This window comes from Shewanella sp. MF08487, from assembly GCF_050848685.1.
Lineage (GTDB): Bacteria > Pseudomonadota > Gammaproteobacteria > Enterobacterales > Shewanellaceae > Shewanella > Shewanella glacialipiscicola.
Map to the genome: position 1 here is coordinate 1 of NZ_JBOZPB010000009.1, position 20,172 is coordinate 20,172.

Annotated in this window: 17 protein-coding genes, 1 pseudogene and 1 riboswitch; of the genes and pseudogenes, 13 read left to right on the forward strand and 5 right to left on the reverse strand. The window is 46.7% G+C overall.

What is annotated here, in order from left to right; genetic code table 11:
• Positions 1 to 436: 436 nt before the first annotated feature.
• The 4 genes from ACRN9H_RS08350 (at position 437) to ACRN9H_RS08365 (ending at position 3,303) form a co-directional block, all read left to right on the forward strand.
• Positions 437 to 730, forward strand: coding sequence for a YciI family protein (locus ACRN9H_RS08350; RefSeq protein ID WP_432313272.1), 294 nt, complete (start codon positions 437 to 439; stop codon positions 728 to 730).
• Between the two features lie 312 nt (positions 731 to 1,042).
• Positions 1,043 to 2,050 carry a class I SAM-dependent rRNA methyltransferase gene (locus ACRN9H_RS08355; RefSeq protein ID WP_432313273.1) on the forward strand — a complete coding sequence of 336 codons (1,008 nt, stop codon included), beginning with the start codon at positions 1,043 to 1,045 and terminating at the stop codon, positions 2,048 to 2,050.
• Positions 2,051 to 2,202: 152 nt separating this feature from the next.
• Positions 2,203 to 2,733, forward strand: a complete 531-nt coding sequence (locus ACRN9H_RS08360) for an NUDIX hydrolase (RefSeq protein ID WP_432313274.1) — start codon at positions 2,203 to 2,205, stop codon at positions 2,731 to 2,733.
• A 39-nt stretch (positions 2,734 to 2,772) separates the two neighbouring features.
• The gene (locus tag ACRN9H_RS08365) at positions 2,773 to 3,303 is read left to right on the forward strand and encodes a tRNA-uridine aminocarboxypropyltransferase (RefSeq protein WP_432313275.1); all 531 of its coding nucleotides are present in this window, start codon (positions 2,773 to 2,775) and stop codon (positions 3,301 to 3,303) included.
• A 79-nt stretch (positions 3,304 to 3,382) separates the two neighbouring features.
• Here ACRN9H_RS08365 and trhA read toward each other — a convergent pair whose 3' ends face one another.
• A complete protein-coding gene (gene trhA, locus ACRN9H_RS08370; RefSeq protein WP_432313276.1) occupies positions 3,383 to 4,066 on the reverse strand; it encodes a PAQR family membrane homeostasis protein TrhA in 684 nt (227 codons plus the stop codon).
• 600 nt (positions 4,067 to 4,666) lie between these two features.
• Here trhA and ACRN9H_RS08375 point away from each other — a divergent pair.
• The 9 genes and pseudogenes from ACRN9H_RS08375 to ACRN9H_RS08415 form a co-directional block, all read left to right on the forward strand.
• Positions 4,667 to 5,208: pseudogene (locus ACRN9H_RS08375) on the forward strand (hypothetical protein); the annotation flags it as partial.
• A 167-nt stretch (positions 5,209 to 5,375) separates the two neighbouring features.
• Positions 5,376 to 5,474: riboswitch (TPP riboswitch) on the forward strand.
• Between the two features lie 201 nt (positions 5,475 to 5,675).
• The gene (gene thiC, locus ACRN9H_RS08380; RefSeq protein ID WP_432313277.1) at positions 5,676 to 7,799 is read left to right on the forward strand and encodes a phosphomethylpyrimidine synthase ThiC; all 2,124 of its coding nucleotides are present in this window, start codon (positions 5,676 to 5,678) and stop codon (positions 7,797 to 7,799) included.
• A gap of 2 nt (positions 7,800 to 7,801) precedes the next feature.
• On the forward strand, positions 7,802 to 9,715 hold the full coding sequence (locus ACRN9H_RS08385; protein ID WP_432313278.1) for a bifunctional hydroxymethylpyrimidine kinase/phosphomethylpyrimidine kinase: 1,914 nt from the start codon (positions 7,802 to 7,804) through the stop codon (positions 9,713 to 9,715).
• Positions 9,708 to 10,619: a HesA/MoeB/ThiF family protein gene (locus ACRN9H_RS08390; RefSeq protein WP_432313279.1), complete on the forward strand. Its 912-nt coding sequence runs from the start codon at positions 9,708 to 9,710 to the stop codon at positions 10,617 to 10,619. Before ACRN9H_RS08385 ends, ACRN9H_RS08390 begins: the two co-directional genes overlap by 8 nt.
• A 16-nt stretch (positions 10,620 to 10,635) precedes the next feature.
• The gene (thiS, locus tag ACRN9H_RS08395) at positions 10,636 to 10,839 is read left to right on the forward strand and encodes a sulfur carrier protein ThiS (RefSeq protein ID WP_012587571.1); all 204 of its coding nucleotides are present in this window, start codon (positions 10,636 to 10,638) and stop codon (positions 10,837 to 10,839) included.
• A gap of 1 nt (position 10,840) precedes the next feature.
• Positions 10,841 to 11,605, forward strand: coding sequence for a thiazole synthase (locus ACRN9H_RS08400; RefSeq protein ID WP_006081757.1), 765 nt, complete (start codon positions 10,841 to 10,843; stop codon positions 11,603 to 11,605).
• Positions 11,602 to 12,717, forward strand: a complete 1,116-nt coding sequence (thiH, locus tag ACRN9H_RS08405; protein ID WP_432313280.1) for a 2-iminoacetate synthase ThiH — start codon at positions 11,602 to 11,604, stop codon at positions 12,715 to 12,717. Before ACRN9H_RS08400 ends, thiH begins: the two co-directional genes overlap by 4 nt.
• Before the next feature lie 102 nt (positions 12,718 to 12,819).
• Positions 12,820 to 13,083, forward strand: a complete 264-nt coding sequence (locus tag ACRN9H_RS08410) for a chemotaxis protein (protein WP_432313281.1) — start codon at positions 12,820 to 12,822, stop codon at positions 13,081 to 13,083.
• A 5-nt stretch (positions 13,084 to 13,088) separates the two neighbouring features.
• Entirely contained in the window at positions 13,089 to 15,230 is a 2,142-nt protein-coding gene (locus tag ACRN9H_RS08415) for a putative metalloprotease CJM1_0395 family protein (RefSeq protein ID WP_432313282.1), read from the forward strand.
• Positions 15,231 to 15,302: 72 nt separating this feature from the next.
• Here ACRN9H_RS08415 and ACRN9H_RS08420 read toward each other — a convergent pair whose 3' ends face one another.
• The 4 genes from ACRN9H_RS08420 to cmoA all read right to left on the reverse strand — a co-directional run bounded on the left by ACRN9H_RS08420 (position 15,303) and on the right by cmoA (position 20,097).
• Positions 15,303 to 16,214, reverse strand: a complete 912-nt coding sequence (locus tag ACRN9H_RS08420) for a LysR family transcriptional regulator (protein ID WP_432313283.1) — start codon at positions 16,212 to 16,214, stop codon at positions 15,303 to 15,305.
• Positions 16,215 to 16,417: 203 nt separating this feature from the next.
• Complete coding sequence (locus ACRN9H_RS08425; RefSeq protein ID WP_432313369.1) at positions 16,418 to 18,280, reverse strand: M3 family metallopeptidase; 1,863 nt, start codon at positions 18,278 to 18,280, stop codon at positions 16,418 to 16,420.
• 93 nt (positions 18,281 to 18,373) lie between these two features.
• Positions 18,374 to 19,369, reverse strand: a complete 996-nt coding sequence (gene cmoB / locus ACRN9H_RS08430; protein ID WP_432313284.1) for a tRNA 5-methoxyuridine(34)/uridine 5-oxyacetic acid(34) synthase CmoB — start codon at positions 19,367 to 19,369, stop codon at positions 18,374 to 18,376.
• Entirely contained in the window at positions 19,366 to 20,097 is a 732-nt protein-coding gene (gene cmoA, locus ACRN9H_RS08435) for a carboxy-S-adenosyl-L-methionine synthase CmoA (RefSeq protein WP_432313285.1), read from the reverse strand. The genes cmoB and cmoA overlap by 4 nt, the downstream gene beginning before the upstream one ends.
• Between the last annotated feature and the right edge of the window lie 75 nt (positions 20,098 to 20,172).

Consider the following 20,172-nt stretch of genomic DNA (forward strand, 5'->3'; position numbering starts at 1 on the left):
TTTCCCAGCGTTCATCGGTTAGCATAAGTCTTGGCATGGCTTGAGGTTATGGTTACTTTTGGCGAAGCAAATTATAACGTCTTGTCATGCTGTCTAAAAATCACTCTCGAAAGATCAACAGACCCTAGTTATAAGGCAATTGTAATTCAATACGTTAGTAAATTCACTATCAGTATTATTACTGACTATTAGCCAGTGCTCGGCGGTAAGCTGCTTATTTGTCTACGTCTTAATATTAACGTTCTGATGTCAAATCCTTATATAATCAATCCCCAGAACGTATGCCAATGGCTCGGCTCCCAAGTTACACACTATGCACTATATCGCCAACCTAAATAGCCGCTGGCTCAGATTAAAACTGAGAGGGTTATGGCCGCTTTATTGAGCGCTAAGCGCTAAATTATTTCTCATTGTTTCAGTCGATTAAAGGATTTTTATGTTTGTTGTTTCGCTCACCTATAAAAAGCCCATTGCGGAAGTGGAGTTACACTTAGCCGCCCATATTGCCTATCTTGAACAGTATTATGCCGCAGGAACTTTTATAGCCTCGGGTCGTAAAGTGCCACGTACCGGTGGCATCATTTTAGCTAAAGCAGCAACACGCACGGCATTAGAGCTGATTTTACAGCAAGATCCTTTTGCTATTGCCGATGTTGCTGAGTTTGAGGTGATTGAGTTTGTGCCGACCAAAACCGCCGCTGGTTTAGAACAGCTAATTGAAAAGATCTAATTTTTATCGTTTTTTAAAATATTAATCCGTGTATTTTGTTATCGCTTGGTGGGAGGAAACGATTGGAGCCTCAAGCCACTAGTGATGAAACCATATTAATTTTAGGTCGGTGCCGGCTTTTAGCCTTTGTCTTAAAAAGCGTCTGACGAAAGCGATATAATAAAGTCGGCGTACCTTTTACTACCTCGCCAAAGCCCATTATTTCCGGTTATGTTGGTTAATTTCTCCGATAATTTGCGACTTAGTTTGGTATTATGCCGTTTTACTTCCCCTAACCTTAAACAGGTTTGCGCTTCGCGAGTCTTGCTTTTTATGTCTATTCAAACGCTGTTATCGACTGCTCTGGCGAAACGCCATGATTTTTTACAACAAGCTGAACAGGATCAAACCGATTGTTTTCGGGTGTTCCATGGCACAGTTGAAGGCGTGAGTGGCTTGAATGTCGACCGTTACGGCGATACTTGGCTAGTGCAGAGTTTTCATCAGACCTTAACCGACGAAGAGTTGGTTGATATAGGCACAGTTTTGTTACAACAGGCCGATTTGCCGATAGTGTACAACGATCGCTCATTAGGCCATTCCCGCGTATTGAATGCGTTATCACCCGCACTGACAGAGATCGCGAGTTCTGAGCGAGTAATGCAGGAAAATGGTATTAAGTTCAGCACTAAACTGCGCCACGAAGGACAAGATCCGCTGTTATTTCTCGATATGCGCATTGGCCGTGAATATGTGCGGGCAAACAGCCAAGATAAAACCGTGCTGAATTTGTTTTCCTACACTTGCGGCATTGGTACAGCGGCAGCCATCGGCGGCGCGACTCGGGTGATGAACGTCGATTTTTCTTCCTTTGCCTTAGCGACGGGTAAAGCGAATGCGGCGTTAAATCAGGTGTCGAATGTATGTGAGTTTGTGCAGAGTGATGCGTTTCCGGCATTGCGCCAATTGGCAGGCTTGAGTGTGGGAGGGCGCCGCAATCAAAAATTACCGAGTTATCCCAAATTGGCGCAAACCCAGTTTGATCTGGTGTTTCTCGATCCGCCGCGTTATGCCAAGAGTGCTTTTGGTATTGTCGATTTGGTCAATGATTATCAAGGTTTGTTTAAGCCCGCATTAATGGCGACCAAAGTCGGTGGCACTATCGTTTGCTGTAACAATGTGGCGAAAGTCGAGCGCCAAGCATGGTTCGACAGTTTAGTGCGCTGCGTTGAAAAACAAGGCCGCACCGTTATTGCACATACTTGGCTCGATCCCCATGAGGATTTCCCCTCGTTCGATGACAATCACCCACTTAAGATAGTGGCTATGACGTTAAGCTAATGTAATAGCCTATAAAAATTTATTTTAATTTTGATAAAATGCGATTGAACGATAGAGGAAAGGGCCTAGTTGAACTGGATGTAAGGCAGTTTTTTCTCTGAAATTGTACGTTTTTCGTTTATGCTGCCCTTTTTTAATCTCGAGCAATGAGCATGCGTCTACTCAAATCTACCCAAGATCCAGCGGTTAACCTACAGACGGCACGCGTTTTTTATCGCAGAGCTGCCCGTGCTATTGTGTTATCGGGCGATGATATTTTGCTGCTTTATACCCAAAAATATCGTGATTACAGTTTACCTGGCGGTGGAGTTGACGACGGTGAAAGCCTCGAAGCGGGCCTTATCCGCGAGCTACAGGAAGAAACCGGCGCCCTAGACATTCAAGTGTTAGCGCCCTTTGGTCGTTACGAAGAGTTTCGGCCTTGGTACCGTGAAGGGGCGAACGTAGTGCACATGGAGTCATTCTGTTATGTGTGCCGTATCGACACCGCACTGGGCGAGCGTGGTTTAGGTGAGACTCGGCTCGAAGCCCACGAGATTAAAAATGGCATGCGGCCAAAGTGGTTGAACATCCATAAAGCCATTGCCCACAATGAAGCAATACAACGTAATCATCCGCAAAAAGGCCAATCGATTGAGCGAGAAACTTTTTTACTCAAACAAATCGTTTTAGAGTGCTTATGATTGTTAACAGCGACCTATTCTTAAGCAGTCAGGAAGTCAATGCAGATTATTTTGCTTACCCATGAACGCGAGCTAACCCGTAAAACTAATACTGGCCGTTTAGCCTTAGAAGCGTTTCCAGCCAAGGTGGTGAGTATTGTTTGGTCGAGAGTCGCTGCCGATAAAAACCTCATCGAAATGCTTGCATCGCAGCAAGCTAAATTGTTGTTTCCAACTGAGGATGCCGAACTTGCAGATGACTCTATAGAGAAGGGCTTACCTGAGGATGCCTTACAATTTATGCAAAATCAGGTTATTACAAAACAGGTAATGCCTGAGCACGTGGTGATTTTAGATGCGACGTGGCAGGAGGCTCGTAAAATGCTGCGCCAAAGCCCCTATCTTAAAACTGCTGCACGGGTAAGCCTACCGTCGTTGATACCGCAATCTGCCTTTATATTGCGACGTAATCAACAAGAAGGGGGCTTGTGCACCGCAGAATGTATTATTGCGCTTTGGCGCCAATATGGCTGGGACGAACAAGCGACAGTATTAGCATCGCTGTTTGCTCAGTTGAATACCCGTCAGTAATGGGATGTGTGAGAAAAATTTAAAAAGTATTGGGATAAAGCATCGATGATAACGACATCACGATTAGCGTTAATTTAGTTTAAATTACCGTCAGATAGATGCACAAAAAGTGACTTATCGCGCCGCCGAGCACAAATAGATGCCAAATCGCATGGTTAAATGGAATACGTTTACCGACGTAAAACACTACGCCCAGAGTGTAAAATAAACCACCTAAAATCAAAAGATTAAACCCCAGTTCTGACATCGCCGCGGTTAAATCGCCTATCACAGTGACGCATAGCCAACCCATGGCGAGATATAACACTAGACTTAACTTTTTGAATTTGTGAATAAACAGCGTCTTAAACAGGATCCCGCCAATCGCGAGTGACCAAATTGCCGTTAAAATCACTGTCGATTGTGTGCCTTGTAAGCTTATCAGCATTAAAGGGGTGTAAGTCCCTGCAATCAAACAGTAAATGGCGCAGTGATCGGCAATCTTAAGTTTATGTTTCCAGCCTGAATGGCTAACGCTGTGGTATAAAGTAGAGCATAGAAAAAGCATGATAATGCTGGCACCGTAAATGACAACGCCGGCAAGTTGAATTGATGTCAGGTGATCTTGCCCTTTTAGTAACATCAGCACTAATGCCACTATGCCTGCAATAACACCTAAGCCATGGGATACGCTATTAGCGATCTCTTCTTTAATACTATACGGCCCAGACTTAGCAGGGGTTTTAGCTGGGGTTTGTTGTTCGATAACACTTTGACTCGACATGGTAGATACACACTCGCAAACGATAATGACTGAGTCTATCAGTTAGGAAAATAAATCACCATATTTAAGCGTACACTTGTAAGCTTAAATTAATGACTGACATATATTATTTTCGCCCTTTAGATTTTTAACGCCGTCTCGCACTCCCATCAGTGCATCGCATTGATGATGTTATCCGCTTCAAGACTGAGAGTTAACAAACCATTGCCTTTCAATTTAGCGCAATTGTAATCTCAATTCCCAGCCCTATTTTTCTCAACTGGCAAGTGTCGTATCTATCATAGGCGTAAGCGTTATGCTTATAGCGTGTTGCATTCGCGTTGAACTTTACCCTGTTTGCCTCCTCTAATCTGCGTTGAGCACTCGCAAGTAAATGCAATCATTGGATAATTTGCTTTCAATATTCAGCAACCCGATATTGGATTGATATTGGATTTGAGTGCAATGGTTCCACGTTAAGCATCATCGAAATCAATTGAGACTATACAAAACCTAAGGATGGATTTTGCCTTTTCAACATCAACCCAAAGCCGCGTCTTTATTGACAGTATCTCCTACAGCAATAGCGATTGGAGATGATGCTGATAGTGCTTTGCCTATATCCCTCAATCGAGCCAATCTCAATCACGTGCCCAAAGTGAAGTACTGCCCGCGGAAGTGACGACAAAAAAGCCAACGAATATGTTTGATGCCACAGAAATTAAACCGCAGCTTGGCGCTAAGAGTTCACCCGCAGCAGAAGGCGAGAGCACAATAGCGACATGCTCAAGCATGAGTTTATTCACCCAGCAATATTTTGAACGTCAGCGCGAGCAAGCGCTCGATGATCTCGTCATTGAACAGGCCGATAAATTCACCCGGAAATCGAATATGAGTGAAATGAGCCCTGAGATGGAAGTGTTATTTGTCCCTAACGCCGATGATTTCGGTGGCACGACGAGTCACGATTTACCCTTAGACCCAAATCGTATTGTGCGTAAAGGGGATACTTTTTATCGCGTGGTACAAGTCGGCACTCAAGTTAATCCATACGCCGAAAATTTAGGCTTCCCATTTGACTGTAGTGGCAAAAAATCAATCAAGCTATTGATGATGCCATTCAATCTCGATTAAATAAAATGATGCTCAAACCCCATAAATAGTGACTTTATTTGATGATCTATTTTCACGCCAATTATAACTTTTTTATTTTTATTTAATTTTTTCAATTAAAAACAATAGATAGTGAGTCTTAATTTTGGATTGGTAGTTAAGGTTTTTAATTGTTTTTTTCCTTGTTTGTTGCTGCCGCTTCTGTCTATACTGCGCACTCATCTTGTCGGAGTGCCTCTTGGCTGAGACCGTTTATTCGGGATCCGTTGAACCTGATCAGGTTAAAACCTGCGAAGGAAACAAGCGTAATAACACACATTAAATCGCGAAAATAGACGGCTTGAACACCTGTTAACTCAGCAGTGTTTTAAGTCTTAATGTTTAGATTTAATTGTTATTGAGCAGGGTAACGCAATTTTTGAAGCCAGTGTTGGCCACAAAAGTTGATTGCCATGTCCAGCTATCAACAACTCAATTCTCCAGACAAGCAACTCCATTTTTTAACGTGAGATTGCTTATGTCCAGTTCAAACCAAAACCCAGCTGTAGCTGCCAATGCGATAGAAATCACAGCGCCAGAATCGACAATCCCTAATAAATCGACGGTGCCTAATAAATCGGCTGAGTCTAGTCAATCAACCGTGCCTAAGGCGCCGAGTCGCCGCGAAACCCGCGCGCAGGCTCAAGCCTTTATCGATACGTTAGCGCCGCTGCAACATCCTAATTCACAAAAGATTTATCTCGAAGGTTCCAGTGTCGATATACGCGTTGGCATGCGGCAAATCCTGCAGACTGACACGCTGGTAGGCGGTACTGATGAAACGCCTATCATGGAAAAAAATCCGCCAATCCGCGTGTACGATTGCGCTGGACCTTATTCCGATCCTGAGGCCGACATCAATGTGCGTCTAGGCCTTGGTAAATTAAGACAAAACTGGATCCTAGCCCGCAACGACACAGAGCAATTACCCTGCGCGACCTCCGATTTTACCCAACAAAGACTCGCCGATGATGGTTTAGATCATCTGCGTTTTGAGGCAGGCTCGAGTGCCATTGTCCGCCCACGCAGAGCGCTGCAGGGCAAACGAGTCAGCCAATTACACTATGCCCGTCAAGGGATTATCACGCCCGAAATGGAATATGTGGCGATCCGCGAGAACATGGCACTTGCGCAAGTACAGGATGAAATCCTCAATCGTAAAGCCAAGGGCGAAGCCTTTGGTGCCTTAGTCGGCGAACCGATTACCGCCGAATTTGTCCGCGCCGAAGTCGCCCGTGGCCGCGCGATTATTCCGCTGAATGTTAACCATCCAGAAGCTGAACCTATGATCATTGGGCGTAACTTTCTGGTGAAAGTGAACGCCAATATCGGTAATTCTGCGGTGACGTCTTCCATCGAGGAAGAAGTGGAAAAGCTCGTCTGGTCTACCCGTTGGGGCGCAGATACGGTCATGGATTTATCCACGGGGCGTTATATCCACGAGACCCGCGAGTGGATTATCCGTAACTCGCCAGTGCCCATCGGCACTGTACCGATTTATCAAGCGCTGGAGAAAGTGAACGGCGTGGCAGAGGATTTAACCTGGGAAGTGTTTCGCGATACCTTGATTGAACAAGCGGAGCAAGGTATTGATTACTTTACTATTCATGCTGGTGTACTGCTACGTTATGTGCCAATGACGGCTAAACGCGTCACCGGGATCGTTTCCCGCGGCGGTTCAATTATGGCCAAATGGTGCCTGAGTCACCACAAGGAAAACTTCCTCTACAGCCATTTTCGTGAGATCTGTGAGCTTTGCGTCGCCTACGATGTATCCCTGTCTTTAGGTGATGGTATGCGTCCAGGCTCAATTGCCGACGCTAATGATGCTGCCCAGTTTGCAGAGCTTGAAACCTTAGGTGAGCTAGTCAAAATCGCGTGGGAATACGACGTACAAACCATTATCGAAGGACCGGGACATATCCCGATGCAGCTCATTAAAGAGAACATGGACAAGCAGTTAGCTCACTGCGATGAAGCGCCGTTTTACACCCTTGGCCCGCAAATCACCGATATCGCACCTGGGTATGATCATTTCACCTCCGGCATAGGCGCGGCCATGATCGCTTGGTACGGCTGCGCTATGTTGTGTTATGTCACGCCAAAAGAACACTTAGGATTACCGAATAAACAAGATGTTAAGCAAGGTTTGATTGCCTACAAGATTGCTGCACACGCCGCCGATGTGGCGAAAGGTCATCCGAGTGCGCAAATTCGTGATAATGCGCTGGCAAAGGCGCGGTTCGAATTCCGCTGGGAAGATCAATATAACTTAGGACTCGATCCTGAAACCGCACGTGCTTATCACGATGAATCTTTACCGCAGGAATCCGCTAAAGTCGCGCATTTTTGCTCTATGTGCGGCCCTAAATTTTGTTCGATGAAAATCACCCAAGATGTGCGCGCCTATGCCGCTGGCTTAGAGGCGGCACAAGCGAAGGCGGATCAAGTTGAAGCGGCTGACCAAGCCATGCAAGTCACAGTCAAGACGCCGCAGGAGTTGGAAGCGGCTATGGCGCTAAAATCGGCACAATTTGCTGCTTCGGGCGCCGAGATCTATCACGTGAAAGACAAGCTCGTCGCCGAAGCTGAGGAAGCCTAATTATGTTGGGTATTCATGGGGATAATGCACCCATGAATACCGAGCGTCCCGCGTTTGTTTGGACCATAGCCGGTTCAGACAGTGGCGGCGGTGCCGGTATTCAGGCGGACTTGGCGACAATTCAAGATTTGGGCTGTCACGGTTGCTGCGTGATCACCACAGTGACGGCGCAAAGCTCAGTGGCGGTCACTTTAGTCGAGCCCGTATCAGCGGCGATGTTAATGGCTCAGCTGACGACTCTACTTTCCGACTTGCCACCCAAAGCAATTAAAATCGGCTTACTGGCAGATCAAACTCAAGTGGCATTGCTGGCAGATTGGATCGCGAGTTTTAAAATCCACTATCTATCTGTGCCTGTGATTGTCGATCCTGTGATGGTCGCCAGTTGTGGCGATGCATTAGCAGTCGATAACTGTCAGGATATAAAAAGTGCGGCCAAATCAGCCTTAGATTTTAAGCCTTTCAAAGGTTTAATCGAACTTATCACGCCCAATGTGCTTGAACTTGGGCGGTTAACTCACAGTGATGTTTCAACGAAAGCGCAATTCGCTGCCGCGGCACTGGCTTTATCCCAGAGCCTTGATTGCAGTGTGCTCGCTAAAGGTGGCGATGTGAGCTTTGGTTGCACTGACATTCTTGATGATACTCATGCTCAAACTCACGCTAACGCTCTTGATACCGCTTACAAGAGTAATGGCTGGGATCTTGAGCTTGCCGAGGATTATCTAGTTTGTCGTCAAGTGCGCGCGAGCTCTGAGCTGCATCAAAATGGGCGCTTCTGGTTAGCCAGCCAGCGGGTTAATACCCGTCATAATCATGGTAGCGGCTGCACTTTGTCATCGGCCATTGCCGCCGTGTTAGCGCAAGGTTTTGTATTGCAAGATGCGGTGGTTGTTGCCAAAGCCTATGTGAGTCAAGGCTTAAGCGCGGCGATTGGTTTAGGGCAAGGTCCAGGGCCGTTGGCTCGTACGGGTTGGCCTCATGATTTGTCCCGCTATGCCAAGATAAGGCAGTGTTGTGATAATGGTATCAATCAACATCTTGATGTTAGAAGTGATTTAGTTGCAACAGTTTTATTTGCAACAGATCAGGCAACAGATCAGGCAACCGCTCAGGTAAGAATAGCCTCGACGCTACCTCAAAATATTTTATCCCACGGTTTTAAAGTGCTCGATGCCGATCTTGGTGTTTACCCTGTGGTGAGTGACTTAACCATGCTGGAGAGTTTGTTAGCTGCGGGCGTTAAAACCCTGCAGTTACGGATAAAAACCGACATCAGCGAGTTAACTACTGCAGAGTTAGCCGAATCTGATTTAGGTAAATCTGCGCTAAGTAGATGTGAGTCAGGCGAACCTGAGTTAATTGGCTCCGAATTAGAAGCACAAATTCAAACGGCCATTGCCTTAGGTAAGCATTTTAATGCGCAGCTTTTTATCAATGATCACTGGCAGTTAGCGATAAAATACCATGCCTTTGGGGTACATTTAGGCCAAGAAGATCTCGCCGTTACCGACTTAGCGGCCATTCAAGCCGCGGGGCTCGCGCTAGGCATATCGAGCCACAGTTATTTCGAGTTGCTATTGGCGCACCAATACTCGCCATCCTACATAGCGCTTGGGCATATATTCCCAACCACAACGAAGCAAATGCCTTCGGCGCCCCAAGGGCTCGCAAAACTTAAACACTATGTGGCGTTACTCCAAGATCATTATCCCTTGGTCGCCATTGGCGGTATTGACTTAACAAATCTGGCAAAGGTGAAAGCCACAGGGGTTGGCAATATTGCTGTGGTGCGCGCAATAACGAAAGCTAAGGATCCGTTAGCCGCGTTTGCAGAGCTGAGCCAAGCTTGGGAGCAATGTAGCTTGTCTGAAGAACTGGCTGTAAAGCATGAGTTGGGTGCTAAGCATGAGTAAAAACCCACCGCTTGGTCACGCAGAGGTTCTTTGCGGTCATATACACAGCGACAATGAACACTGCGGCCATACACTCAGTGATGCCGATTTCATGCGTTATTCTCGGCAAGTCTTATTGCCTGAAGTCGGTGAGGCTGGGCAATTGCAATTGGTCGACGCCAGCGTTGTTATTATCGGTCTTGGCGGTTTAGGGCAATTGGCGGCGCAATATCTGGCCTGTGCAGGCATTGGCAACTTGACCTTAATCGATATGGATAAGGTTGAAGTATCGAATCTGCCAAGACAATTGTTATTCAACGATGCCGATATTGGACTCAATAAGGCGCGAGTTGCCAAGCAAAAGCTCAAAGGCTTAGCGCCGCAGTGCACTGTTACTGCCCATGAAACAGCATTTAGTGCTGAGACATCAGCTCATAACTTCGCTGAGGTTTTACAATTAAAACAACAAGGTAAAAGAGTACTTGTGCTTGACTGCACAGATAACTTCGCGACTCGCCAAGCCATTAATCGCCGCTGTATCGAAGCGGCTTTACCTTTAGTCAGTGCGTCAATCGCAGCATTTAGCGGTCAATTGTTTGCAGTCGACCAAATGCGGTTCCCCTCTGGTGGTTGTTATCACTGTATTTTCCCCGCACAGACGAGAGTGTCGCAGAGCTGTAGTACCCAAGGCGTACTCGGGCCGAGCGTGGGCGTGATGGCGTCAATGCAATCTTTGATGGCCATGCAACTCTTGCTGAGTATGGATAGTTGTGATGAACCTAAAAGTGCCTTGTTTGGGCGTTTTTGGCGCTTCGACGCTAAATCACTTTCATGGACAGCGGCGACATTAACGCGGGATCCCCATTGTGACGTATGTGGTCCAAAAGAGATTCGTTCATCATCCGATAAGCCCAGCAAACTATAAAGTATGGAGGTTTGATATGATTTTAATTCACATAAATAATGTCCCGCAGCCATTAACGGAACCGACTTCACTCGCGGCGGTGATCCTCGCGCAAAATATTACCCTCGATTCGGTCGCTATCGTGTTGAATGCAGAGGTGGTTCCGCGTAATCGCTGGCAATCGATTCTCTGCCAACATGAAGATAAATTAGAACTTTTTTCAGCTGTAGCGGGAGGTTAGTATGTTAACGATTGCCGATGTGGAGTTTGAATCACGGTTATTTACCGGAACGGGAAAATTCAGCAATAGCCAAGTGATGCTTGAGGCGATAACGGCTTCAAAATCGCAGTTAGTGACAGTTGCGATGAAAAGAATTGATTTTAAAATGGGGCTTGATGATTTACTCACGCCGTTACGCCAAGCGGGTGTACGGCTATTGCCTAACACTTCGGGGGCGAGAAACGCCAAGGAAGCGGTGTTTGCGGCTGAGCTTGCCCGTGAAATGCTGGGAACTCATTGGATTAAGCTCGAAATCCACCCGGATCCTAAGTACCTAATGCCCGATGCGATAGAAACCTTAGAGGCGGCTAGAATCCTCTGTGAGAAAGGCTTTATCGTGATGCCCTACGTGCATGCCGATCCTGTGCTCTGTCGCCGCTTGGAAGAGGTAGGCTGCGCTGCGGTTATGCCACTGGCGAGTCCGATTGGCAGTAATCAGGGTTTAGTCACTGAAAGCTTTTTAAAAATCATCATAGAGCAGGCGCGGGTGCCTGTGGTGATCGATGCCGGCATTGGCGCACCTTCGCAGGCTGCGCGGGCAATGGAGCTGGGCGCCGATGCGGTGCTCGTTAACACCGCCATCGCTAGCAGTGCGTCGCCGATAGTGATGGCCGAGTGCTTTAAAGAGGCGGTGCAATGCGGTAGACGGGCCTTTGAAGCTGGGCTTGGCCGAGTACAAACGGGCGCGGTACATACCAGTCCTCTGACGGGATTTTTAAACCAATGAGTTTTGTAGCGGAATTTGCCAAGATCCCACGGGATAAATTGTTACTCGATTTGTATTCTTGCACAGCCCAAGATGTTGAGCGGGCGTTAGTGAGTCCAGCTGGGGATTTACGTAGCTTACTGGCCTTGCTATCACCTGCGGCGGAACCTTATATCGAAACCATGGCGCAGCACTCTGCGGCGCTTACGCGGCAGCGATTTGGCGCGAATCTGGGTATGTATTTACCGCTATACGTCTCGAATCTGTGCGCTAATGATTGTGATTACTGTGGCTTTAGCATGAGTAACAAACTCAAACGCAAGACCTTGAATGAGCTGGAGTTGATGGCCGAAATGGCCATTATCAAAGATAGGGGCTTCGATTCTGTTTTACTGGTGTCGGGTGAGCATGAAACTAAGGTCGGCATCGATTATTTCAAGCAAATGTTGCCGCTGGTAAAGCAGCAATTTAGCCATGTGGCGATGGAGGTCCAGCCCATGAGTGAGGACCATTATCGCCAGTTAGTCGCGCTAGGTTTAGATGCTGTGATGATTTATCAAGAGACCTATCAACCAGAGACTTATGCTAGTCACCATTCCAGGGGGAAAAAAATGGATTTTACCTATCGCTTAGCAACACCTGACAGAGTTGCGGCGGCGGGCGTCGATAAAATTGGTCTTGGGGTATTACTGGGGCTGGATGATTGGCGTTTAGATGCGTTAATGATGGGATATCATCTCGACTATTTAGAGCGACGCTATTGGCGCACCCGCTTTAGTATTTCGCTACCAAGGTTACGACCTTGTACTGGCGGGATCCCCCCAAAAGTCATGCTATCGGATCTAGGTTTAGTGCAAATGATTTGTGCATTTAGACTTTTTAATCAACAGCTTGACATCAGCATGTCGACAAGGGAAAGCCCTGAGCTGAGGGATAATCTTTTGCCACTTGGGATCACTCAAATCAGTGCGGGCAGTTCGACACAACCGGGCGGCTATCAAGCGCCTGACAGTCAACTCGATCAATTCGAGATAAGCGATGATCGCAGTGTCGAGCTAGTTATCGAACAGATGCAACGGCAGGGTTTTAATCCCGTATTTAAGGATTGGGAAGCTAATTGGATCACAGGATAAATCTGGGCGTAAATAAATGGTGATAATGCGGATAAAACCTGTACTTTTGCAGGTGATTGGTTAATAATTGACCCATCAATCACAGCATGCAGGAATACCGTTATGCAAATCCAATCTGCTTATTCATCCGGTCTGCAAGGCTTGCAAAGTGCTCAATCTGGGCTCACTCAAGCAACAATAGATGTGGCTAAACCTACACCGACGCAAAGTGCGGCTCCGGCTGAATCTACAAGAGATGTTGCCCAGCCTGATAAAACCTCAGCCTTGCTGTCTGCAAATGAGTCATTAAGACAAGGCGAAGCGTCAACTAAAGTGATTGAAGCTGGATCAGAAACAATAGGCTCGATCATTGATATCAAGGTGTAAATATCATGTCGGTTGTGGCGCTATCACCTAAGGTTGGAGCGCCATCCTCTTCATTTTCGACACATGATAAGACGCTAAACTCGAATCTAAGCCAGACTCAAGCTAATAGCACTTATCAAGGAGCCAGCGCTCACACTGCAGGCTCCGCAAAATTTGAAGCGAGTGGTGCCTATGAACCACATTTTACTGGAACCTCAACCGCTCCGGTTCAAGCTGCGCCTATTGCTTCATTAGCAACTCACGTTTCCCAATCTCTCCACTCATCACCGAATGTATCTTTTAACGCGAGTTCTTCGGCTGCTAGTTCATTGCCCTCGAGCACTCAAACATTTTCTGTTACGCCTGCCGCTATATCATCAGCGCCTTTATTCAACGGGACAAATACCGCGACGCCTATCAGTTCAAATGTTGCTGGCATTGATGCTGCAAAAGCGCCGCTTGCAATTGCTGATGCTACGCCTGTACTACCAGCGTTTAATGGCGCAAGCCAAGCACTAAAGGCCAGTCCTTTTGCTGAATCAAGGCCGCAGGTTACACTTCCTCAAACCAATGCTCCTCGAGTCAATGGGTTAAAAGATCGGGCGAGTTTACATGCCGATGCCAGTTTTAGCTTATTAACGGGGCCAAGATCCATTTCTGGTGTGCGTGGGGGACAAATTGCAGCACCTGTGTCGACTTCGGCATTTTCATCAATCACGAGTACTATAGGAACTAGCCTTGGAGTAAACGCCTTATCTACAACGAGCCCGAGTCTTAGTCTTAGTGTCTCGAGCAGTATTCCCGCCGATATTTTTATGCCTCCGAGTTCATCAATTGGCACGAGTGGCACAGAGCTTCCCGCTTTTAATCCATCGAGTACGGGCAGTGTTTCTCCAATAACGCCTGATTTAGCCGTAGTGTTTGGGCCGCAAACTGTCTTTACTGGCGCAGCGGTAGTTGACCCCTCTACCTCGGAAGGTAACAGCTCTGTAAATAACAGTTCTGGAAATTCTGGAAATTCTGGAAATATAAGTAGTAGTAATAGTTCAGCAGCGATTGCGGGGACTGTTGAGCAGTCAAACTCTGCACAAGCAGCAGATCAATCCGCTCGCAATGAAGTTGCTCAACCGACAGTGTTGGAACAATTTACCCAGGTTTTCGGTGACGCTAAGGCTCAAGTTAGTCAGGTAGAAGATCCTGCTATAGCGTCTAACCCCGATGATCGTCAGCAAGCCTTAGCCGATGTTTTTGCTAAAAATGATAATCAGCTTGAAAAGCAAGCACAGGAAGAAGCGTCGCAGAAACAGCAAGCTGCAGCGGAACAAGCAAAGCAGCAACAATCACAAGCGCAATCACAGGCACAGCAGGCTCAGGAGCAAGTGAAGCAAGCCCAAGAAAAAGCGCAGGCGCAACAGCAACAACAAGTTGATTCACTTAAGGCCAGAGATTCTGAGGTTAAAGCCCATGAACATGCGCATGCTACAGTCGGCGGGCAATATGCTCAGAGTCCGAGTTTTAAGTATGAGAAGGGCGCCGATGGGCAACGTTATGCTACCGATGGTGAAGTGCAGATCGATGTTTCTGCTGTCGGAGGCGATCCACTCGCAACAATAAACAAAATGAAGCAAGTGTACGCGGCGGCAATGGCTCCGGTTGATCCTTCATCTGCGGATATCCGCGTTGCCGCGGAAGCTTTGCAAAAAATGAATGAAGCCAAGGAGATGCTTATAGAAGAGCGCCAGCAACAGATTGTAGATTTACAAACGACTCAAACATTATTGGGTGCTGATGCACAGATTAAAGGGCTACCGCCGTTACAAGAACGTATACCCGTAGTTACGGGGAAAGTGGAAGAGAGTGGAAATATTGCGAAGGAAGAGGAGACGGTTTCAACATCGGTATCTGATGCGCTCGATAGGATAAAACAAGGTATTGAAGCGCAAACGGCCAAAACTGTTACCGATACCCACTCTAAAACCCCGCCTGATATTGTGAATAGCAGCAGCGCAGCCAATACAAAAACGACAGTGGAATCGATTGAACCACCGACCGCCACTTTAGCGTCGGCAATGGCCTTGGCTCCTGCAGATTTAGCCGCGAGATTTATCTCAAGAGCTAATAGCACGGCGAGTCGTTACTATGCTGCTGTTGCCCAAGCCAATCCGTAATTTTTGCTCACAAACGATACAAGCCCAAGAGATGTATGTCTATTAATGATAGGTCGCGCGCGTAGTGCTTTTCTAATGATTGCTATTTGTCGTTTCAATCCCATGCTGTTTTAAAATCAATGAGGTAAGCAGTTTTGATGCGGGACCTTGTTGGTCTCTATCTGGGATTACTAGGCTGAGCATGATGCGACGTTTTTGGTTACCCGATAAATGTAAACGCGCTAAATGACCTGAGCTTAATTCCGTTTGGATTAAGAAAGAAGGGATCCAACAGAAACCAATACCTTGATTCAAAATTTCTTTTGCCTCATGAAAATTAGACACTGTCCAACGCTGCTCCGCCTTCAGCCATCCAATATCGGCATTAGATTGTACGCCAGTATCCTTTATGACTAACTGTAAATGCTGTGCCAGTAGCTTATCGTCTTCGATTATGCCTAAATCAGCCAGAGGATGACTTGGATGACAAACAAGAAAGAGCTCCTGTTCACATAACGGTTCAGATAAATATCCCTTTGGCGGGATCCCTGCACAGATAGCAATGTCGACCTTATTTTGCAAAATATGCTCCTGGGTGCCAGTTATCACTGAGTCTAGCATGATAATACGGGTCCCACGGCTATCAGGAAGAAAGGCATTGAGGGCACAAACCAAGGTTCCCATAGGATAAATAATTTCACGGGCGATAGTCAGAGTCGGCTCCCAGCCTTGCTCGAGGTTGCTTGCCAGTTGCTCTAATTCGTTAACCGCTTGAGTGACATGCCGTGAGCGGCGCAGTAATACTTCGCCCTGTTGTGTGAGATAGGCTTTTCGGCCTTTGACTTCGAGCAAGTTAATCCCAAGCTGATGTTGTAATTTTGCCACTGCATGGTTCAGGGATGATTGACTTTTATTGAGTTTTTCGGCCGCTTGGGCATAGCCGCCAAAATCGACCACCGCTTGCAAAATACGCCATTGTTCTAAGGTAGATTTAGCTCGAGTCATTATAATCTCAAAAAAACGATAGATTGAGGCTTATAGTGGCCACTTCTTACGACTTTTTCAATTAAATATCATAGAGTCAGTCACTCTCACGACATACAGCTAGCTATGTCGCGCTAAGTTATTGAGGGGATAGAGAGTCGAATCATGACGATTAACGGTGTTTGCGCCCGAGCGAGTCGCAAACACAACTTATGCATTCACAGTTAAAACGCACAAGAACCTGTGGCGTCGAAAGCTTGATTGTTGGAGTTGTCAGCATGTTCTGAAGCGGCGCTATTTGAAATTCTTTGGATCAGCGCAGCACTATCAACGGGGGCGCCAATGACCGCTTTTAATTGGTCACTTAAGGTTAAAGCGTCTTCATTGATGACTAATACATTGAATAATTTGAGTTTGTCTTGGCAGTTGAATGTGGATTGAGCTATCAGCTGGGCTAACGATGCTTGCCAGAGTGATTGGTAGTAAAGCGGTCCTTCGTTGGCGATAGCATTGAAGCTATAAGGATAATCCTGTGTTTGTGGCCAGTCTTGACCAAAGCTCGCATTAAACTCTACACCGAGATCGGGGTAGACTTGTGCACTTGAGTTTTGGTAAAAGTTGACTGCAACCTTAGCGCGAAAGACTTTAAGCTGTTTCGAATAAGCTTTCGCAAGTGTTTCACGCTCTTGTAAATAGGTGTGCTCAAACTGCGGGAAGAGTTGATGGCGCAGCACTTCAGCTAACCAGAGACTCGCTACAAAATGGCTATCCTGACTCTGTCCCATGGCATTGTTGAGGTAGAAATGACTCGCTTTAGCAAGGGAAGTGACAGCCTCTGCGATGGATTCGGTTAACTGTTCAATGTCTTTGTAGTTACTCAGCTGCGGCTTAAGATCCAACGCCTGTTGTCCAAATTGCTGGCCGAGTACACTTTGGCGCAATGTCTGCTGTTGACTTCCTTGCTGTGGATTTTGGTTGTACGCCACATAGATTTCACCTAACAATCTTTGCTGGTGGTAGACCCTGACGATATGCGGCCGATTAGGATCGGTTGGTTTTTTTTCGGCGTTGACGGTTGCTATGGTCTCAAACTGCAAACCAAACGCGTGCAGATAAGTAAAGCTGCGACTCAAGACGTCAGAGGTCTGCCATGTGGGGCCCTTGGCTGATGTTTGTTGTGACAGAGTACGTCCAATATCCCAGGGAGCCACTTGCAAATTTTGGGTTTGGCTATCAAGAAAAGCTTTGACCAACTCGGGGGATGATAACTGCTGCGAACTAAGCGCTAATGCGCTGTAATCGGTAAAGCCCGCGGCACTGGCGGCTTGTTGGCGCTGCTCTGCAATTCGCTGTAATACCGTTTGATTGGTTTCACTGGCTCTGGCTTGGTAAGCCTGCCATACATTTTGGCGACATACGGCGTTTTCCTGTGTCAGTAAGTAGCTGACGATAGTGCCCGAAAAATCGCTCTGTTTTGCACTGCTGCGCTTCGGCTCGTCACTTTTATCATCTTCTTTATGCAGATGATGTTGCTGCTGAGTCGCTTCGGGTTGGCATTGGCTGTCATTGAAGGCAATACTATACTGTTGGCTGCCTAACCCTTGGCCTATGCTGGCCTGCGCCGTATGCAGTTTCGCTTTTTCCTCGGCGCTCCAATGCTGTTGTAGCAATTGTTTAAGCTGTTGGCTCAGCAGTATTTGTTCTGCATTGCCTTGGGCTAAGGCATAGGCTAGTTGGCTCAATTCAGTTTGGCTGAGAAGTTGCGACAGGGTGTCGGCGAGGTGTAACTGGCATTGCAGTAGACCCTCGCGTTCCTCACTTGGTAAGTTAAACCCACGGTAATAGTTGAGTCTGTCGTTGATATTATTAAGCCCTAACGTCTGTTGCTCAAAAATCAGCGCTTGCTGAGCTAAGGTGGCTTCAGGTGTATTTGAGCGCGTATTAGCGAAGGCTGCCGCGAGCTCAATACTGGGTAAACGTAAACATTGCTCGACTAAGAGCGGCACAGGGCTTGGCGCCGCATAGGCAACGTCCAAGCTATAAAGACTTAAACTAAATAAGCTAATCAGTAAAGTGGGCTTTAATATAGGCGACATGTTTTGCAACTATTATTAGAGTGAGCTGACATGGCATCAACATGCTTGGCTTAAGCATAACGCCCCCTTTGTGACAACTTAGATTTAGCCCAGTAAATCTTGATTAGGCTGATTTTTCACTGCGATAATAGTGGCGCGTTTTGGCGCAGAATAGCCTTCAACGGTTTTTGTCATATCGGTTGGGTCAAGATATTCAACCAGCGACTCGTTGGGCATCCAGTCGGTACGACGTTGCTCTTCAAGGGCCGTGATATCGGTATCTACACAGCGTATATCGGTGAAGTCACATTTTTTTAACCACAGCATTAGCGCCGCAACGGATGGAATAAACCATACATTATTCATTTTGCCATATCTATCTTCAGGTACGAGTACCGCATTTTCGTCGCCATCAATAACTAACGTTTCTAACACCAGTTCACCACCGGTGCGTAACTGATCGCGCAGCTGTAACAAATGATCGATAGGCGAACGTCTGTGATACAAAACGCCCATCGAGAAAACCGTGTCGAATGCATCGAGCGGTGGCAACTCTTCAATACCAAGAGGCAACAAGTGCACAGGATGATGTGTGCCTGCTAAGCGTTTTACGGCTTCAAATTGACATAAAAACAACGGCGAAGGATCAATGCCCACCACGCGTTTGGCACCAGCACCCAACATTCGCCACATGTGATAACCACTACCGCAGCCAACATCAAGCACAGTACGATTTTTTAGCGGTGAAATATGCTGTTTAACGCGATCCCATTTCCAGTCGCTGCGCCATTCGGTATCAATATGGATACCGTGAATGTGGAACGGTCCTTTGCGCCATGGCATAAATAGGCGCAGTAGATTCTCTAGTTTCTCTTTTTCACCTGGGCTTAATTGCTCGCCGCTACCGACGGTCACGCTATCGACAAAATCCACTTGGTCGGGTGCAGGATAGTGAAGTTTATTCAGCACTTTTTCCCACTTGGGTAAGTTGCCGTGCTTATGTTCCCGCTGCCACTTACCTAAAATACTCGGTAAGGTTTCGAGCCAGTGTTGTAGATTTGAATCGGCGATTTGTTGGTAAAATGAGCTAAAGCTGATCACTTGATGGCCACCATGGAAGTAAAGTTAAAGCATTGAAACCAGAGACTAAAGTGACTAAATCCCTGGTCGGTTAGACGTTGTTGATGTGTGGTTAATGTGTCGGGCTTCATCACATTTTCCAGTGCACTGCGCTTTTGGCTGATCTCAAGTTCGCTGTAACCGTTGGCGCGTTTAAAGTCTAAATGTTGCTCTTCAAGTAAGGTTTGAATAGAAGCATCATCAAAGCGGATTTTTTCAGATAGCACTAATATTCCGCCAGGGTTTAACCCTTGGTAAATTTTAGCGATCAGTGTTTCTCTGTCTTCTGGTGGTAAAAATTGCAACGTAAAATTGAGTACCACCAGTGACGCATTTTGGATATCGATATCGCGAATATCACCACAAACCAGGTCAACCTCTGTATCGCTGACATAGGCATTTAGGTTTTCTTGGCAGCGCGCCACCATTGATTCGCTGTTATCTACGGCAATAATGCGACATTGGCGGCCTTGGATTTGACGACGAATACTTAACGTCGCCGCGCCTAATGAGCAACCTAAATCGTAAATTTGCGTATTGGGATTGACGAAACGATCTGCAAAATCGCCTATAGTATTAATAATTTGCGTATATCCAGGCACAGAGCGGCGGATCATGTCACTGAACACACCCGCCACGCGGTTATCAAACTGGAAATCGCTAATATTGTCGCTCGCTTGAGCGTAGATAGTGTCTTGAGAAACGGTCATCTGAGATTTTTCATGGGAATTCGACCTGGCATTTTAACGAATCCTATTGATTAGCAGCAAGTCTCATCTAGTAAT

Bases quoted from the DNA above. Each gene is read 5' to 3' on its own strand.
- thiC (WP_432313277.1), top strand. From the start codon at position 5,676: ATGTCCAGTTCAAACCAAAACCCAGCTGTAGCTGCCAATGCGATAGAA.
- thiH (WP_432313280.1), top strand. From the start codon at position 11,602: ATGAGTTTTGTAGCGGAATTTGCCAAGATCCCACGGGATAAATTGTTA.
- ACRN9H_RS08350 (WP_432313272.1), top strand. From the start codon at position 437: ATGTTTGTTGTTTCGCTCACCTATAAAAAGCCCATTGCGGAAGTGGAG.
- ACRN9H_RS08360 (WP_432313274.1), top strand. From the start codon at position 2,203: ATGCGTCTACTCAAATCTACCCAAGATCCAGCGGTTAACCTACAGACG.
- ACRN9H_RS08390 (WP_432313279.1), top strand. From the start codon at position 9,708: ATGAGTAAAAACCCACCGCTTGGTCACGCAGAGGTTCTTTGCGGTCAT.
- cmoA (WP_432313285.1), bottom strand. From the start codon at position 20,097: ATGACCGTTTCTCAAGACACTATCTACGCTCAAGCGAGCGACAATATT.
- thiS (WP_012587571.1), top strand. From the start codon at position 10,636: ATGATTTTAATTCACATAAATAATGTCCCGCAGCCATTAACGGAACCG.
- ACRN9H_RS08365 (WP_432313275.1), top strand. From the start codon at position 2,773: ATGCAGATTATTTTGCTTACCCATGAACGCGAGCTAACCCGTAAAACT.
- ACRN9H_RS08385 (WP_432313278.1), top strand. From the start codon at position 7,802: ATGTTGGGTATTCATGGGGATAATGCACCCATGAATACCGAGCGTCCC.
- trhA (WP_432313276.1), bottom strand. From the start codon at position 4,066: ATGTCGAGTCAAAGTGTTATCGAACAACAAACCCCAGCTAAAACCCCT.
- ACRN9H_RS08355 (WP_432313273.1), top strand. From the start codon at position 1,043: ATGTCTATTCAAACGCTGTTATCGACTGCTCTGGCGAAACGCCATGAT.
- ACRN9H_RS08410 (WP_432313281.1), top strand. From the start codon at position 12,820: ATGCAAATCCAATCTGCTTATTCATCCGGTCTGCAAGGCTTGCAAAGT.
- ACRN9H_RS08415 (WP_432313282.1), top strand. From the start codon at position 13,089: ATGTCGGTTGTGGCGCTATCACCTAAGGTTGGAGCGCCATCCTCTTCA.
- ACRN9H_RS08420 (WP_432313283.1), bottom strand. From the start codon at position 16,214: ATGACTCGAGCTAAATCTACCTTAGAACAATGGCGTATTTTGCAAGCG.
- ACRN9H_RS08400 (WP_006081757.1), top strand. From the start codon at position 10,841: ATGTTAACGATTGCCGATGTGGAGTTTGAATCACGGTTATTTACCGGA.